Raw genomic sequence first — 16,314 nt, 5'->3', positions numbered from 1 at the left:
AGACAGCCCAACCTGATGACAGCAACACACCCAGCCCTGCCGGCATTGCGCCAGCAAATCGACCAATGTCTGGCCAAAGATCGTCCGGCTTTCCAGAAGAAACTGCACCACGCCTATCAGCGCCAGAAAAGCGGCCAGCCGATTGACCGCATCGTGCAAGACCTGGAAAAAGCCATTGCCCAGTCTAGCGCCCAGCGCGCCCAGAAACTGGCGCTGCGACCAGAGGTCACGTTTGCGGGCGACCTGCCGGTGCATGAAAAGCTGGAGGATATCGCCAAGGCCATTTCCGAGCATCAGGTGGTCATTGTTTGCGGGGAAACCGGCTCGGGCAAAACCACCCAGCTACCCAAGCTCTGTCTGGCTTTAGGACGTGGCGTGGATGGTATGATCGGCCATACCCAGCCGCGCCGGCTGGCGGCCAGATCGGTCGCGTCCCGCATCGCGCAGGAGCTGAAGTCGCCCATGGGGCAGGCAGTGGGGTATCAGGTCCGCTTCGCCGACAACTACTCGCACAACAGTTTTATCAAGCTGATGACCGACGGTATCCTGCTGGCCGAAACCCAGGGTGACCGCCTGTTATCGAACTACGACACCATCATCATCGATGAGGCGCATGAACGCAGCCTGAACATCGACTTTCTGCTGGGGTACCTGAAACAGCTGTTACCGCGCCGGCCTGACCTGAAGATCATCATTACCTCGGCCACCATCGATGCCGACCGTTTCTCGAAACATTTCCACGGCGCCCCGGTCATTGAAGTCTCCGGCCGGACCTACCCGGTGGAGATGCGTTATCGGCCGTTGCTGGCAGAAGATGAGGACGATCGCGAAGTGGACATGGAGCAATCCATTGTCGATGCCTGTGACGAGCTGTCACAGATGGGGCCAGGCGACATCCTGGTGTTTCTGCCGGGCGAGCGTGAAATTCGCGATACCGCCGAAGCCTTGCGCAAGCACCACAAGCCCGGCACGGAAATCCTGCCACTGTTTGCGCGCTTGTCACACGAAGACCAGCAACGGGTATTTTCACAGCACGGCGGTCGCCGCATCGTGCTGGCCACCAACGTGGCCGAAACCTCGCTCACCGTCCCGGGCATCCGTTATGTGGTCGATACTGGCTTGGCGCGGGTCAACCGCTACAGCCCGCGGGCCAAAGTCACCCAGTTACTGATCGAGCCGATCAGCCAGGCGGCCGCGCGCCAGCGGGCCGGGCGTTGCGGCCGTGTAGCGGCCGGCGTCTGTATCCGTCTGTATTCGGAAGACGATTTCAAACTGCGCAGCCCGTTTACCGACCCGGAAATCCTGCGCTCCAGCCTGGCCAGCGTGATCTTGCGCATGGCAGCCCTGCGGCTAGGGTCGGTCGACGAGTTTCCGTTTCTGGAAGCACCCACCACCCGCGCCATTCATGACGGTTACCAATTGCTGCAAGAGCTGGGGGCAGTCGACGAGCAACGCCAGCTCACCCGTCTGGGCGAGCAGCTAGCCCGTCTGCCGGTCGACCCGAAAATCGGCCGTCTGCTACTGGCCGGGGAAGAACACCACTGCCTGAAAGAAATGCTGGTCATTGCCTCCGGCTTGTCGATGCAAGACCCGCGCGAAAGGCCCATCGAGGCCCGCGAAGCTGCCACCCAGAAACACGCCCAGTTCAATGACGAGAAATCCGATTTTCTGGCCTACCTGAAACTGTGGGACTGGTTTGAAGAATCCCTCAAGCACAAAGAATCCAACCGTAAGCTGGTACAGCGCTGCCATGACCATTTCCTCTCACACCTGCGACTGCGTGAATGGCGCGAACTGCACGGCCAGCTGGCCAGCATTGCGTCAGAACTCAATTTACGGCTCAATGAAAACGCCGGGACGTTCGAGCAGCTGCACAAAGCCCTGCTGGCAGGCCTGGTCGGCAATATCGGCTTCCTGACCGAGCAAGGAGATTATCTGGGTACCCGTGGCAGCCGGTTCCTGATCGCCCCCAATTCTGGTCTTAAGAAGTCGCGGCCCAAGTGGGTACTGGCGGCTGAGCTGACCGATACCGGCAAGCTGTATGCCCGCTGCGTGGCCAAGGTCGAACCGGAATGGATCGAACAAGTCGCACGCCACCTGATCAAAACGCACTGGTTTGATCCCCGCTGGGACCGTGGCAGCAAGCAGGTGATTGCCTTCGAAAAAGTCACCCTGTTTGGCCTGACGCTGGTGCCGCGCCGGCGGATCAGCTACGGCCAGATCAATCCGGCAGAGGCACGCGAGCTGTTTATTCGCGAAGCCCTGGCCAACTTTGACTACGACAGCAAAGCCCCGTTCTTTGTCCACAACCGCCAGCTGATTGCCGAGGTGGAAGAACTGGAGCACCGGGCACGTCGGCAGGATGTACTGGTCAATGCCGACCGGCTGGTCGCCTTTTTTGATGCCATCATCCCGGCAGACATCGTTGGTGGCGCCAGTTTTGAAGCCTGGCGCAAAAAAGCCGAGCAGCAAAACCCGAGACTGCTGTTCCTGAACAAAGACCTGCTGATGCAGCATGAGGCTGCGCACGTCACCGAAACACTGTTCCCGGACCAGATGCTGGTAGGCGGACATGAATTGAGCCTGTCGTACCGCTTTGAACCGGCCCACCCGCTAGACGGGGTGACTGTGGCGGTTCCCTTGGCCATGCTCAACACCCTGCGTGCCGAAGACTTCAGCTGGCTGGTACCCGGCATGCTGCGCGAGAAAATTACCTGGCTGGTCAAGAACCTGCCCAAATCCATCCGCCGGCTGTGCGTGCCGGTGCCGGACACCGTCACCGCCCTGCTGGAAACCATGCCCGTCAAAGGCAACCTGCTTGAGACGCTGGCCCAGCATCTGCAAAAGCGCACCCAGCAACCCGTGAAAGCCGATGACTGGCCCATGCAGGAGATACCGCCCCACCTGCAGATGAACTATCGCGTGCTGGACGAAGCAGGACAGGAACTGGCTTGCGGGCGCGACCTGCCCGCACTGCAACGCGAGCTGGGTGATGCAGCGCAGCTGACTTTCCGTCAAACCGTCTCCGCCCCGCTGGAGCAAAGCGGCCTCACCAGCTGGAGCTGTGGTGACCTGCCCGAATCGCTCACCTTTACCCAGAATGGCACGGTCCTCACCGGCTACCCGGCATTGGTGGACATGAATGATTCGGTCGCCGTCATGTTGCTGGATACCGCCGAAGAAGCGCAGGCGGCGCATCGTGCCGGGGTCCGGCGCCTGTTGCGTCTGGTGCTCAAAGACCATCTCAAGCAATGGCAAAAGGGACTGGCCAACTGGACCCAGCTCTGCATGCAACTGCGGACGTTATGCAACAGCGACGAGTTACTGGAAGACTTCATGACGGCAGTTGCCGACCGTGCTTTTATCGGGGACGACGAGCTGCCACGCAACCAGAAGGCTTTTGAAGAACAGCGGGCCCGGGCGCGCACCCGGCTGCCCGCCGTGACGCAAGGCTTGCTGAGGACACTGGGCGAAATTGCCCCGCTCTGGAGTAACCTGCAACAGCGTCTGGATAAAGGCGATGCCAGCATCAAACCACTGGCAAGCCAGCTCAAGGCCCAACTGGGACGGCTGGTATACAAGGACTTTTTGCAACACACACCCTGGCAACAGCTCACCCAGCTGCCACGCTACCTGAAAGGCATGCAACTGCGGCTGGACAAATATCCAACGGCCAAAGAACGCGACCAGCGCAGCACCGCCACCGTGCAAACCCTGTGGAACAAGTATCTGGCACGTACCCAGCTCAACCAGCAGCTCAATCGCAAAGAAGAAGCGCTGGAAGCCTTCCGCTGGATGCTTGAAGAGCTGCACATTTCCCTGTTTGCTCAGGAACTGCGTACGCCCTACCCGGTCTCCGGCAAACGTCTGGAAAAATTCTGGCAGGATGCCGGGTTTTCCTGAGTTAGTGTTTCCTGACCGGCTCCGGCACATCCGCTCACTGGCGGGCAGACGACTGGTAAAAGTCTTCTCGCAAGTGAGCGGTATCGTAAATGATGGTCAGTTGGCGAAAACGATCCCGGCTGTCAGACAACTCAAACACGTCCACACATTCAAACGCGACCTGTTTACCGCTCTTCAAAGTCCACTGATAAGAGAAGTGCAAAGCCACCGCGGGTACCTGCGTTGACTGGGTAAACACATTTTTCAGGGTAGTCACCGACCGGGTCGTATCGGCAAACAGGTCCCGATAAAATGTGCTGGCAGGCATCTCTCCATACAGCGGAGACTTGATCACCGCATCTTCCGTAAATAAGGACATCACGGCCGCCAGATCGCCCTGGTTCAGGGCATCCAGATAACGTTCACATAGTTCCTTGAGTATTGCTGCCATCATGCTCTCCGTTTTCACATCGTTATTGTACACCGTACAATTTATACCTTAACACATTTGCTGTACAGTGAACAATAAACTAACAGTACATATCCTCCATGCGCAAAACGACACTTCCGCAACAACCCGCTCTGGACCGGCAACGCATTATCCAGACGGCACTCGACCTGATCGACACCCAAGGCCTCGCTGGCTTTAGCATCCGGCAAGTCGCCAAAGCACTGGGGGTCTATCCGACAGCCATCTACTGGCACGTCCCCAATCTGGCCGCCCTGCAAGCAGCCGTTGTCGCACACGTACAACACGGCATGATGCCGTCACCCGATCTGGCGTCCTGGCAAGACTGGCTGAAGCAATTACTGCACAATTTCAGGGAAAAAGTGAAAGCGCATCCGAACACTGCCCCGCTGATTGGCGCGCATCTCAGTGCCAATAGCGAGGTCGATCTGGTGCAGGTGGAATATATCCTCGGCAAACTGCAGGAAGCCGGTTTTGTCATGCCGGCCTTGCTGCACGCCTACAATACAGTCGTCGCCGCCATGACCGGCTTCACCACGCTGGAATTTGCAGCACAGCCGGAAGACGATATGGAAAACTGGCAACAGCAGCTACAGCACAGGCTGGATACACTGGAAAGCGGCCGCTATCCGGTACTCGCCAGCCTGTTGCCGGGCGTGCAAAATCAGGGCTTCATCTTCAGGTGGGACAACGGCAAGCAGCAACCCATGGACACTTCGTTTGATCACTACACTGAGACGGTTATCCTCGGGCTGGAACAACTGCTGGCCCGGCAGTCAACCAGACCCGCAGAAGAAATCAAGGCATAAAAAAACGCGCCACCAGGGCGCGTTTTTAACAGGCAATGCCTGAAATTACATGGTCAGACCACCAGTAACTTCAATCACGGCACCGTTCATGTAACTTGCTTCATCGCTGGCCAGGAAGGCATAGATGTTCGCAATTTCTTCTGGCTGACCCAGACGGCCCATAGGCACTTTTTCTTCCATGGCGGTAATCACTTTTTCCGGCATGTCTTTCAGAATCTGGGTAGCAATAAAGCCAGGACATACCGCGTTCACGCGAATGCCTTTTTTGCCCAGTTCACGCATCCAGGTCTTGGTGAAACCGATCACGCCGAATTTTGCTGCGGCATAGTTGGTCTGGCCAAAGTTGCCGGTCAGGCCAACAATGGAAGAAGCGTTCAGGATCACACCGCTCTGTTGTTCAACCATCAGGTCAACCACGGCTTTGGTACAGTTGTACACGCCTTTGAGGTTGATATCGATCACACGGTCGAACTGCTCGTCAGTCATCTTCTGCAGGCGGGCATCCATCACGATACCGGCGTTGTTCACCAGCGTATCAATGCGGCCAAATTTGTCCAGCGTGCCTTTTACAGCAGCAGCAATCTGTTCTTTGTTGGTCACATCCACCACAAAGCAAATGGCTTCGCCACCAGCGGCTTTAATATCAGCAACCAGCGCTTCCAGCGCGGCGGCATTCACATCACAGGCCACCACTTTTGCGCCTTCTTGTGCAAACTTCAGTGCGGTCGCACGACCGATACCATTGGCTGCACCAGTAATCATTGATACTTTATTAGACAGTCTCATTTACGTAATCCTTTATTAAAACCAGACGGGCTGACAAATAAACAATTTTCTGCGTTTATGTAATGCAGGTTTTGACACCAGGCCGCAGATCGTTCACTAGCGCCTCCATACGCGCACTGTATACCATTCTTTTGCGATGCACAAATATTTTAGTTTACGTTTACGTAAAATGAACTATTTTTACCTTTAAAATCAATTGGTTAATATTAAAAATAACACGCACCATCATGACAAATGAGTGCAACGCAGCATTTTTGCGCAAGAAAACACACTATTTCGGTAAAAGTACGCTTGCAAAAACCACCAAAATAACGTATGCGTCAATTTAAAATATTAAACACCCTCAGCTATCTGCCCACATGCGGATCAGGTTGTGATAACTCCCGGTCAGTCGCACAACCGCATCCGTATCCCCCTCACGGCTCCGCAAATCCAGAAGCGCCATATCCATCTCAAACAACAGGCGGCGGCGTTCAGTTTCGCGAATCATGCTCTCAATCCAGAAAAAGGAGGCAATCCTGGCCCCGCTCGTCACCGGCTCGACACGATGCACACTCGAAGACGGATACAGCACCATGTCACCTGCCGCCAGCTTGATGCGCTGCGTACCAAAGGTATCCTCAATCACCAGCTCGCCCCCTTCATAACTGTCCGGCTCAGACAGAAACAGCGTGGCAGAAATATCGGTCCGCACACTCCCCCCCTCCCCCTTGTGAGTACGGATGGCATTGTCGATATGGTTGCCGAAGGCATTATGTTCTCCGGTATAACAATTAAACAGCGGGGAAAAGATCTTCTTGGGCAGGGCCGCCGTAATGAAAAGCGCATGATTGGCCAACCCCTCCAACACCAACTTTCTGGCTGCAGCAGCAGCGGCCCCCTGCTCAGGTAATTGCAGATTATTTTTCACCTTGACCGATTGCTTGCCAGCCGTCACTGCACCATCCACCCACTCGGACTCAAGCATGATCTTCTGGCACGCGGCAAGCGACTCTCCACTCAGCACCTCGGGAATACGAATCAGCATGTCACAGACTCCATCAAAAAACCCGGCACGGCACGGCCGGGTCAAATCTCAATTTACCAATCGTTAGAACTTGAAATCAGCGGTCAGCTGCCAGGTTCTCGGCGTGCCGGGTACCACATGACCGGTATACACCCCCTCGTAGTAACGGGTATTCGCCAGATTGAACACATTCAAACTGAATTTTGCGTTTTTGTTTAACTCATAACTCACCAGCCCATCGAACCGGGTATACCCCTTTACCAGCGTGGTATTGCTCGTGTTGGCATAGCGGGCCCCCACCCGCTCCACACCCAGGCCAGCCTTCCAGCCTCCGCCAAAATCATAGGTGGCCCAGATACTGGCCGTATGGCTTGGCGTATTGACCGGCCGCTTGCCTTGCGCCGAATTATTCGTCCCCGGGTCGTTATCAACAATTGCCTTCATCAAAGCCCAGCTTGCGGTCAGCTCCAGATTTTGCGTAGGTTTTCCGCTTAGCTCGATTTCAAACGCATCGGTATGGCGCTTGCCCGATAACAGGTACTGGGTCGCAGCCGAATCTACGTCCGTATTGCGTTCATTGTATTTTTCGGTACGGGACAAAGACGTGCGCAGAGACATGTCACCATCCAGCAAATCCCACTTGGCGCCAATTTCAAAGTTCCGGCTTTCTTCCGGTGGCGTATTACTGCCTCGTGTATCAAATTGATACAAATCTGCAGATGGATTAAACGAAGACCCAAAAGAGGCATAGTAAGAAGCGGTGTCATCCGGCTCATAAATAACCCCGGTACGATAACTCCACATGCGATCGGCGCGTGCAACGGGCGTCACAGCCGTAGGCGTCTGGCTGACAACCCCGTTTGGATAGGTATAACTGTTGTAATCCGCTTTTAATTGATCAAAACGGGCCCCAAGCAGCCACTTCCACTCGGGCGCCACCTGAATCATATCCTGGGCATACGCGGCAATCGTTTTGCCACTATAGTCCCCGGTTTTTCTCTGAATCCTGTTCAAGAAATCAGATGACAGCGTCGGGTTGCCATCGGGGCCATAAATGCTGGTGCCAGGGCGGGCCGCCACGCTAGCGCCCAATAGGCCATGCTGATAACCCCACGTATTAGATGTTTCTTTGGCAAATTCAGCCCCGACCAGAACTTCATGGTTCCAGTCACCCGTATTCACAATAGAGGTCAAATCAAACTGAATCGTGTCATTTGACACCGCACCACCGCGCGCCTGGGTCTGCCGGTTGATGGCAGTCGATGTGTTGTTAAAGCGAGGTGCCGTTGCATCCAGATCACGCCAATAGTCAGCATGGCGGATAGTGGTTTTCAGCACGGTCGTTGGAGAAAACGTGTGCTTCCAGGTCACCGTACTGATATCCGTGTTGTCTCTTTCATAATCATAATTTGCCAGGCCATAGAAGGTATCAAGCGGCAAATGGGCAGGGGTACCATTCTGATATGGCACGCCGAAGAATGGCACATTATCCGTTTCCAAATGATAATGAGATACATTAACTTCATCGGGCGTGCCTATGCCAAATCCAAGCGCAGCCGACCATCCTTCACGACTATTGCTGACACCTTTCGCAAACGAGTCTGTATCTGTTTTCATGGCATTAAAGCGTAGTGCCGTCGTTTCACCCAGTTGCTTGTTGATATCAGCCGTTGCGCGTTTATAGTGGTTATCCCCCACCGTCACGGATGCCTTGTATTCATCCATCAGCTTTGGCGTCTTGCTTTCCTGGTTAATCACGCCACCGGTAGAACCGCGACCAAACAGCATGGATGCAGAACCACGCAAGACATCGACCTGCTCCAGGTTAAATACCTCCCGGTTATATTGGGCAGCATCACGGATACCATCCAGGTAAAGATCCCCCACCACCGAGTAACCACGCAAGGTCATATTGTCCCCGATACGGCCACCTTCCCCTGCATTGAAGGTCAGCCCAGCCACGTCCCGTAACGCTTCTTTCAACGTATCGGCATTACGGTCATCCATCTTCTGTTCTGTCACAATCGTCAAAGACTGCGGAATCTCTTTCGGATCTTGCACCAGCTTGCCGACAGACGTCTTTTTGGCCACATAGCCCTGATTCTCCAACACTTTGGTTTGCTGCACCTTGACGGTCGGCAACGTCGTCACTTCTATTGCGTCTTCTGCCACCGCCACCAGCGGAACAGCCAGAACCATCATCGCGCCCAGAGGCAATAACAACGCAGCGGTTTCTCTAGGTCGCTGCGATTTACGGCTAGCCGATTTCGGCATACATCCTCCCAAACATCAGACAAAGTCTCTCCCTGCGTTGCAAAAAACGCATAAAAAGACCACCACTCTATGAAAATGAATCAGCCGGATGACTGACTCAATGAAGACCCGGCCAGGCAGTCGCCGCCGATGCAGCAACTACCCGAACCGGTAAATCGGCTATTTTGATCTTGCTTCTGCAACCACGGCTGGCGCAGGGCTTGTCACAAACTGCAAGTTGGCCAGCCCCGCCCGGGCAGAAGCGCCCATGATGTCAGCCACATCCCGATAGGGGACCACCTCATCCACTCGAAGACGAATGGTTGGCTGAACCGGCAGTGCCGCGGCAGCCTGCATGCGTGATTCAAGTACGGCCAAATCGACCGCATCCTCGTTCCAGAAGAATGCACCACTGGCATCCACGCTCACATTCACCGTCTCGGGCGCCTCCTGGACGACGGTGGAGGATACCTTGGGCAACTGCAGCTTTACACCGTGATTCATCATGGGGGCCGTTATCATGAACACCACCAGCAACACCAGCATCACATCAATCAGCGGCACCATATTGATCTCCGCCATCGCGCCAGTAGTTTTTCCCTGTTCGAATTTGCCAAAAGCCATATACGTTACCTCACGCCGCCACAGGGATTTCAAACAACGGACGTTTGGCAGTAGAAAGCTGTGACACCTCGCCAACCAACGCCAAATGGTACAAATCATGCGCAAAGGCATCCAGCCGTCCCAGTACCAAGCGGTTATACCGGGTCAGCATGTTGTACGACAGCACGGCCGGAATCGCCACCGCCAGCCCGACGCCGGTCATGATCAGGGCTTCCCCCACCGGGCCAGCCACTTGCTCCAGGCCCGCAGCACCAGACAAACCGATGCCCACCAGCGCACGATAAACACCCCACACCGTCCCGAACAACCCCACAAAAGGTGCGGTTGCCGCAATGGAGCCCAATAACGTCAGTCCGGACTCCAGACGCGCCGTCTGCGCATCCAGCGCCTTGCGCAGTTCACGGGTCATATACTCCGACATACCGCCAATTTCAGCCAGGCGCCCGGCACGCTGTCCGGCAAATTGCGATTTGGCCACCAGAACGGTCTTGGTCAGATTACCCAGCGGATGCAGGTGCGGCTTATCATTCACCATGCTGGAAACTTCTTCCAGGGAAGTGGCATGCCAAAATGCCTCACTAAAGTCTTTTTCTTGCCTACCCTCGATGTACATTCGCCAGATGCGCTTTAACAGAACGCCCCATACCAGTACAGACATCAGGCACAACACACCAAACAGCGCTTTACCCACACCATCTGCCTGCGACAAAAAGTGAAACACACCAGCAGAAACCACCACAGCATTACTCATTATTACCACCTTCAACTAAACCGAAACTGATCGGAACATACGCCCACGCTTTCATGGAATGACCATTTTCAACATAAGGGCGAAACACAGCAGCCTGTACCGCCCGCCTTGCTGCCTCATCCAGTCGCGTAAAGCCGGAAGACGTCTGCACCATCACCTCCATAACCCTGCCTGCCTCATCTACCATCACTTTTAGCACCACCGTCCCTTGTTCGTTCAGGCGTCGAGAAGCTGCCGGATACAGCGGCTGCGGCGCGCGCAAATACGCAAGTGCAGAAACTTTTCGCGACGCGGTATTGGCATCAGCCACTTTTGCTGCTTTTGCATCCACTGCCTCAGTCACCGGCTTATCAGACCCCGTGACAGCGCTGCTCTTGCCAGCGTCACTAACCGGTATATCCTCCCTGTCAGTCTTCTCCAAGGAACTGAAAAAGGGCAATGAAGGCACCTCAGACTTCGTTTCTTTCACCGCCGCTACCGTTGTAACAGCCGGCGCAGGGTTCAGCGGTGTCAGCTTCACAGCCTGCTTTGCCAGAGGTTGATCAGCCGCCTTTATGTCCTTTGTCTCAGGCATTGGCAGTGGTATATCCTGCCGCTTGCTTTCCAGCACTCGTTCAGACTCATCAACCACCAGCGCCACATTCACGGCAGGCACGATGAGCGGCTTCTTGACTGTCATCCCCATGGATAGCACTAAGGCAAATATGGCAGCATGCCCCGCCATTACCACTGGCCAGATCCACGCGTCTTTCCTAACAGACAGTTCCATGTCGGCATTCGCAAATAAAACAAATGATAATAGTTTCTATTTATATTTACAACATACAAATGAAATTAATTCTCATTAACAGAAAACAACAAGCCCGCCATGGCAGGCGGGCTTAAAAACAAAAAGGGCCGCTTTAAGCGACCCCTTTTGCAAAACTTGCTTTAACGATTACTCGCCAAGGTAAGCTTTCTGAACGGCTTCATCATGCAGCAGCTCTTTGGCATCACCTTCCAGGGTAATCTTGCCGCCATCCATCACGTAGGCACGTTGGCAAGTCTGCAGGGCAAGCTTGGCATTCTGCTCAACCAGCAGCAGCGTCACGCCATCCTTGGCCACTTCACGGATCGTTTCAAAGATTTTCTGGACGATGATTGGTGCCAAGCCCATGGATGGTTCATCCAGCAGCAGCAGCTTTGGCTTGCTCATCAAAGCACGAGAAATAGCCAGCATTTGCTGTTCACCACCGGACATCGTACCGGCCAGCTGGAAAGCACGCTCTTTCAAACGCGGGAAAATCTCAAACATGCGATCAATGTCAGCCTGGATGTTCGCCTTGCTGTCGGTACGGGAGTAAGCGCCCATTTCCAGGTTTTCCGTCACGGTCAGACGGCCAAAAATACCACGGCCTTCCGGTACCAGCGCCAGGCCTTCGCGAACCAGGTCATAGTTCTTGATGCTGGAAAGCGGCTTGCCCATGTAGACTATCTCGCCGCCTACCGGCTTCAGCATGCCTGCCAGCGTTTTCAGTGTGGTGGTTTTACCTGCTCCGTTGGCACCAATCAGGGCAACCATTTCACCCTGTTTGATATGAAAGGTAATGCCTTTGATCGCCTGAATCGCACCATACGAAACTTTCAGGTCTTTGACTTCTAGGATATTACTCATTGACTTCCTCTCCTGCCTCAGTACCCAGGTATGCTTCAATCACGCGTGGATTGTTCTGCACTTCTGATGGCACACCATCCGCAATCTTCTTACCAAATTCCAGTACAGAGACACGGTCACACAATCCCATCACAAGCTTCACATCGTGTTCAATCAACAGAACAGACTTGTTGTCTTTCTGCATCTTGACCATCAGCTCACGCAGGCCTTCGGTTTCTGCACCGTTCATGCCGGCAGCAGGCTCATCCAGTGCTATCAGCAATGGATCAGTTGCCAGTGCACGGGCAATTTCCAGACGGCGCTGGTCACCATAGGACAGGTTCTTTGCGGTCTCGTTGGCAAAACGGCCAATCCCCACATAGTCAAGCCAGTAGCGTGACTGCTCAAGGATTTCTTTTTCTTCCTTGCGGGCAGATGGCGTACGCAGCATGGCACCGATCACCCCAGCCTTGGTACGTACATGACGGCCAACCATCACGTTTTCCAGCGCAGTCATGTTGTGAAACAGGCGAATGTTCTGGAACGTACGGGCAATACCGGCCTCAACCACTTTATAAGACTTGGTTGCATCCAGTTTCTTGCCGTTGAACATCATGGTACCGGTATCAGCCTGGTACAAACCGGTCAGCACGTTAAACAGGGTTGTCTTGCCAGCACCGTTAGGGCCGATCAAACCGCGAATTTCCCCACGGTTGATCGTCAGCGCAACATCAGTCAGCGCCTGCAGACCACCAAATCGTTTGTTGATGTTTTTAACATCTAGCAACACTTCAGACATGGCTTAGCGTCCTTCCCCAGTTGTATCGCGGTTATCTGGCTCATCGGCAGAAATTTTGGCGTGCGATGTTTCTTTTACATAGTGGGCTGAGTCAAATGGCTCTTCGTCTTTATCATGCAGTTCCTGACGACGACGGGCAGATGGCCACAAGCCTTCCGGACGGTAACGCATCACCAGCACCATGGCCAGACCGAATACCAGCATACGCAGGGTAGAGGCATCCAGTACGTTACGCAGGGTGTCTTCACTGATGAAGGTAATGTTGTTTACCAGCACAGGCTGAATCGCATTCACCACGTCACGGAACAGTTCAGGCATCACGGACAGAATCACGGCACCAATCACTACGCCAGAGATAGAGCCCATACCACCCAGCACGACCATGGCCAGAATCATGATGGATTCCATCAGTACGAATGACTCCGGGCTGACAAAACCCTGGTAGCTTGAGAACAAGGCACCAGAAACACCACCAAATGTAGCACCCATACCGAACGCAAGCAGTTTGATATTGCGTTTGTTCAGACCCATGGCTTCTGCAGCAATTTCATCTTCACGCAAGGCCATCCATGCGCGGCCGATACGGGAGTTTTCCAGACGGGAAGACAGGAAAATCACGAAGATCACGATACCCAAGAACACCAGGTAATAGTTGATCACGGGTGTAAATTCCAGGCCAAACAGCGTCCAGGTGCTTTTCAGCGAATGGGTACCAATATGCAACGGGTTAATGTTGTTGATACCTTGAGGGCCATTGGTCAGGTTGTATGGACGATCCAGGTTATTCATGAAAATACGGATGATTTCACCAAAACCCAACGTCACGATCGCCAGATAGTCACCACGCAGTTTCAGGGTTGGCGCACCCAGCAGCACACCAAAGATACCCGCAACAATGGCACACAACGGGATCACGACCCAGAACGGCCAGTCCATCGGGCCAGATGCCAGTGCATTCTCAAACAGGTGAGGAGAAGACAGTACGGCATACAGATAAGCACCCACGGCGTAGAAGCCGATGTAACCCATGTCCAGCAAACCGGCATAACCGATCACGATGTTCAACCCCAAGGCCAGCATTACATACAGCATGGCATAGCCCAGAATCCGGACCCAGGTTGGCCCGAGGAAAGGCGTTGCATTTACGATAAATGGCAGAGCTACCAGCAGAACCAGCAGCAAGCCATACTTCATAGTCTTGTTCATTCGTGTTCTCTCCGTATTCTTATGCGCGTTCAGCAACACGTTCGCCGAGCAAACCACTAGGACGGAACACCAGTACCAGGATCAGCACGATAAAGGCAAAAATATCCTGATAATGAGAACCCAGGAAGCCACCCGTCAGGTCACCGATATAACCAGCAGCCAGACTCTCGATAACCCCCAGCAAGATCCCGCCGGCCATCGCGCCGAAGATATTACCGATCCCGCCCAGCACCGCAGCAGAGAACGCTTTCAGACCCAGAATGGCGCCCATGTAAGCATCTGCCTGACCGTAGTTGGCAGCACGCATAACGCCAGCAATAGCGCCCAGACCGGCACCGATCACAAAGGTCATGGAAATGATGTGGTTGATGCTGATGCCCATCAGGCCGGCAACTTCCTGGTTAACCGCGGTAGCCCGCATGGCTTTGCCAAGCTTTGTTCTTTCCACGAGGAACCACAATCCGAGCATCATCAGCACGGCAACGATCATGATAGCGATTTGCAAGTTGGTCACCGTTGCGCCCATGAAGTCGATCGGTTCAACATCAATCACGCTCGGGAATGATTTGAAGCCACGGCCCCAGATCATCATGGCCAGGTTTTGCAAGATGATGGAAATACCGATAGCGGTAATCAGCGGAGCCAGTTTCTGTGCCTTACGCAGTGGTCTGTAAGCCACTTTTTCCATGAAGTAGGCAAGAATCATACAGGCAGGGACAGAAATCATCATTGCCATCAAAAGTACAACCACGCCAGGTAATTGAATACCCATTGCACTAAACATGGTCAACATTGAAATCGTGATCATTGCGCCCACCATCACGACTTCACCATGCGCAAAGTTGATCAGCCCGATAATGCCGTACACCATGGTATAGCCCAAAGCCACCAAAGCGTACACACTACCGAGGACCAGTCCATTCAGGATCTGTTGCAGAAAGATTTCCACGGATTTGATTCCTCTTATTCTCGCAGCAAAATTCGCTGCAGGATTGCCAACCTGTTATATGTATGTAATCACAAACACGGATAATTGCACCTGCCAAGTGAAATAACCTGCACATTCATCCATTTTGTCCCTACTTGCATTCTAACAAGCGCGACACAGGTATTAAAAAAAGATTACCTGTTTGTGACGGCGGATTATCCGGAGCGATCAAACCGCTGTCAATTGTACTGACTTATGATGCATTGCAATAAAAACAGGCAAAAATCCCTTTAATATTCAAAACATTACGGTACTCCTTCTGAACAGGGTGTTAGCAATACGTATTTATACGTATAAATATTGTTTTTTATCGTTTATCACACGGAATCCAGCGCGTATTTGGCTTGCATTGATGCTGGATTTGCTAGTTAGCAGGCTAAGCTAATTTGAAGCTAACAAAAATTAACAATGCCAATCATTTGATTTGCGCGCTAATTAATTAAACAACCAATCTATCCTTAATTGCGGACCGGCCTCAAACCAGCATTTGTGATGAAAATTGTAGAGACATCACTAGATATGTCTTTTTTATAAAGCCAACATATGTGATCTCACAGCCTCCCCCCCGAACTCACAACTCACACTATGGGCCTACTGCAGCGTGAGTGGACAATGGACCTGAAATGATGACTGCGAAGTGCATGCATATGCCCAAATAAAATTTGTGTATTCATATCATGCATTTAGGCAGCAAATGCGCTAACATAGATTCATCATGACACATACCACCATATCCCCGGCACAAAGACGCGAATATGAGCGTATGCCTGTCGTGTTGCCTGTCAAACTGGATCAGTACACCGGAATGACTCAGGACGTGAGTGCCGGTGGATGTTTTTTTGAAATTGATCATGCTCCACTTGTTGGTAGCGAGATCAGTTGTGAGCTGGAACTCGACACCCTGGATCTGACCCTCGTATTTCAATGCAAAGGAACCGTCATCCGGACGGTACCTCGTGGCGCCAAGACAGGTGTTGCCATCCGGATCGACGATTCGCGCATGCATGTCAGAAATCCACCAATGATGGTGATGTAGGCATTCGTGCGGTTTAGCACTTGCCAATGCAATTTATCCGTAACATCCTGACACCAGTAGTCCCCTCCCCTG

General features: G+C 53.4%; 14 protein-coding genes. 3 read left to right on the top strand and 11 right to left on the bottom strand.

The genetic code is table 11. From position 1 onward, the window contains the following. Nucleotides 1–15 precede the first annotated feature (15 nt). Entirely contained in the window at nucleotides 16–3,903 is a 3,888-nt protein-coding gene (hrpA, locus tag F552_RS0112900; RefSeq protein WP_018152169.1) for an ATP-dependent RNA helicase HrpA, read from the top strand. A gap of 34 nt (nucleotides 3,904–3,937) precedes the next feature. On the opposite strand, the gene F552_RS0112895 is transcribed toward hrpA, so the two are convergent. Next, nucleotides 3,938–4,336, bottom strand: a complete 399-nt coding sequence (locus F552_RS0112895; RefSeq protein ID WP_156802320.1) for a nuclear transport factor 2 family protein — start codon at nucleotides 4,334–4,336, stop codon at nucleotides 3,938–3,940. Between the two features lie 95 nt (nucleotides 4,337–4,431). Here F552_RS0112895 and F552_RS0112890 point away from each other — a divergent pair, with 95 nt between their 5' ends. Beyond that, nucleotides 4,432–5,160 carry a TetR/AcrR family transcriptional regulator gene (locus F552_RS0112890; protein WP_018152167.1) on the top strand — a complete coding sequence of 243 codons (729 nt, stop codon included), beginning with the start codon at nucleotides 4,432–4,434 and terminating at the stop codon, nucleotides 5,158–5,160. Between the two features lie 45 nt (nucleotides 5,161–5,205). On the opposite strand, the gene fabG is transcribed toward F552_RS0112890, so the two are convergent. The 10 genes from fabG to F552_RS0112840 form a co-directional block, all read right to left on the bottom strand. Beyond that, complete coding sequence (fabG, locus tag F552_RS0112885; RefSeq protein ID WP_026182700.1) at nucleotides 5,206–5,946, bottom strand: 3-oxoacyl-ACP reductase FabG; 741 nt, start codon at nucleotides 5,944–5,946, stop codon at nucleotides 5,206–5,208. 343 nt (nucleotides 5,947–6,289) lie between these two features. Next, the gene (locus tag F552_RS0112880; protein ID WP_018152165.1) at nucleotides 6,290–6,973 is read right to left on the bottom strand and encodes a Fe2+-dependent dioxygenase; all 684 of its coding nucleotides are present in this window, start codon (nucleotides 6,971–6,973) and stop codon (nucleotides 6,290–6,292) included. A 63-nt stretch (nucleotides 6,974–7,036) separates the two neighbouring features. Further along, complete coding sequence (locus tag F552_RS0112875; RefSeq protein ID WP_156802319.1) at nucleotides 7,037–9,226, bottom strand: TonB-dependent receptor; 2,190 nt, start codon at nucleotides 9,224–9,226, stop codon at nucleotides 7,037–7,039. Nucleotides 9,227–9,385: 159 nt separating this feature from the next. Next, nucleotides 9,386–9,829, bottom strand: coding sequence for an ExbD/TolR family protein (locus F552_RS0112870; RefSeq protein WP_018152163.1), 444 nt, complete (start codon nucleotides 9,827–9,829; stop codon nucleotides 9,386–9,388). A 10-nt stretch (nucleotides 9,830–9,839) separates the two neighbouring features. Then, nucleotides 9,840–10,580 carry a MotA/TolQ/ExbB proton channel family protein gene (locus F552_RS19365; protein WP_018152162.1) on the bottom strand — a complete coding sequence of 247 codons (741 nt, stop codon included), beginning with the start codon at nucleotides 10,578–10,580 and terminating at the stop codon, nucleotides 9,840–9,842. Further along, nucleotides 10,573–11,349, bottom strand: a complete 777-nt coding sequence (locus tag F552_RS20115; protein WP_018152161.1) for an energy transducer TonB — start codon at nucleotides 11,347–11,349, stop codon at nucleotides 10,573–10,575. The genes F552_RS19365 and F552_RS20115 overlap by 8 nt, the downstream gene beginning before the upstream one ends. A gap of 168 nt (nucleotides 11,350–11,517) precedes the next feature. Beyond that, nucleotides 11,518–12,234: an ABC transporter ATP-binding protein gene (locus F552_RS0112855; RefSeq protein WP_018152160.1), complete on the bottom strand. Its 717-nt coding sequence runs from the start codon at nucleotides 12,232–12,234 to the stop codon at nucleotides 11,518–11,520. After that, nucleotides 12,227–13,012 (bottom strand): ABC transporter ATP-binding protein, encoded by a 786-nt coding sequence (locus tag F552_RS0112850; protein WP_018152159.1) that lies wholly within the window; start codon nucleotides 13,010–13,012, stop codon nucleotides 12,227–12,229. The genes F552_RS0112855 and F552_RS0112850 overlap by 8 nt, the downstream gene beginning before the upstream one ends. 3 nt (nucleotides 13,013–13,015) lie before the next feature. Next, nucleotides 13,016–14,218, bottom strand: coding sequence for an ABC transporter permease subunit (locus F552_RS19355; protein ID WP_156802318.1), 1,203 nt, complete (start codon nucleotides 14,216–14,218; stop codon nucleotides 13,016–13,018). A gap of 19 nt (nucleotides 14,219–14,237) precedes the next feature. Then, nucleotides 14,238–15,167 (bottom strand): branched-chain amino acid ABC transporter permease, encoded by a 930-nt coding sequence (locus F552_RS0112840; protein WP_018152157.1) that lies wholly within the window; start codon nucleotides 15,165–15,167, stop codon nucleotides 14,238–14,240. Nucleotides 15,168–15,921: 754 nt separating this feature from the next. On the opposite strand from F552_RS0112840, the gene F552_RS20380 reads away from it, so the two are divergent. Next, nucleotides 15,922–16,242 (top strand): PilZ domain-containing protein, encoded by a 321-nt coding sequence (locus F552_RS20380; protein WP_018152156.1) that lies wholly within the window; start codon nucleotides 15,922–15,924, stop codon nucleotides 16,240–16,242. Nucleotides 16,243–16,314 lie beyond the last annotated feature (72 nt).

This window comes from Leeia oryzae DSM 17879 (genome assembly GCF_000376945.1).
Lineage (GTDB): Bacteria > Pseudomonadota > Gammaproteobacteria > Burkholderiales > Leeiaceae > Leeia > Leeia oryzae.
The sequence above is the reverse complement of the archived record's forward strand: the minus strand, read 5'-3'. Positions and strand labels throughout refer to the sequence as shown.

Bases quoted from the DNA above. Each gene is read 5' to 3' on its own strand.
- hrpA (WP_018152169.1), top strand. From the start codon at position 16: ATGACAGCAACACACCCAGCCCTGCCGGCATTGCGCCAGCAAATCGAC.
- F552_RS0112895 (WP_156802320.1), bottom strand. From the start codon at position 4,336: ATGATGGCAGCAATACTCAAGGAACTATGTGAACGTTATCTGGATGCC.
- F552_RS0112890 (WP_018152167.1), top strand. From the start codon at position 4,432: ATGCGCAAAACGACACTTCCGCAACAACCCGCTCTGGACCGGCAACGC.
- fabG (WP_026182700.1), bottom strand. From the start codon at position 5,946: ATGAGACTGTCTAATAAAGTATCAATGATTACTGGTGCAGCCAATGGT.
- F552_RS0112880 (WP_018152165.1), bottom strand. From the start codon at position 6,973: ATGCTGATTCGTATTCCCGAGGTGCTGAGTGGAGAGTCGCTTGCCGCG.
- F552_RS0112875 (WP_156802319.1), bottom strand. From the start codon at position 9,226: ATGCCGAAATCGGCTAGCCGTAAATCGCAGCGACCTAGAGAAACCGCT.
- F552_RS0112870 (WP_018152163.1), bottom strand. From the start codon at position 9,829: ATGGCTTTTGGCAAATTCGAACAGGGAAAAACTACTGGCGCGATGGCG.
- F552_RS19365 (WP_018152162.1), bottom strand. From the start codon at position 10,580: ATGAGTAATGCTGTGGTGGTTTCTGCTGGTGTGTTTCACTTTTTGTCG.
- F552_RS20115 (WP_018152161.1), bottom strand. From the start codon at position 11,349: ATGGAACTGTCTGTTAGGAAAGACGCGTGGATCTGGCCAGTGGTAATG.
- F552_RS0112855 (WP_018152160.1), bottom strand. From the start codon at position 12,234: ATGAGTAATATCCTAGAAGTCAAAGACCTGAAAGTTTCGTATGGTGCG.
- F552_RS0112850 (WP_018152159.1), bottom strand. From the start codon at position 13,012: ATGTCTGAAGTGTTGCTAGATGTTAAAAACATCAACAAACGATTTGGT.
- F552_RS19355 (WP_156802318.1), bottom strand. From the start codon at position 14,218: ATGAACAAGACTATGAAGTATGGCTTGCTGCTGGTTCTGCTGGTAGCT.
- F552_RS20380 (WP_018152156.1), top strand. From the start codon at position 15,922: ATGACACATACCACCATATCCCCGGCACAAAGACGCGAATATGAGCGT.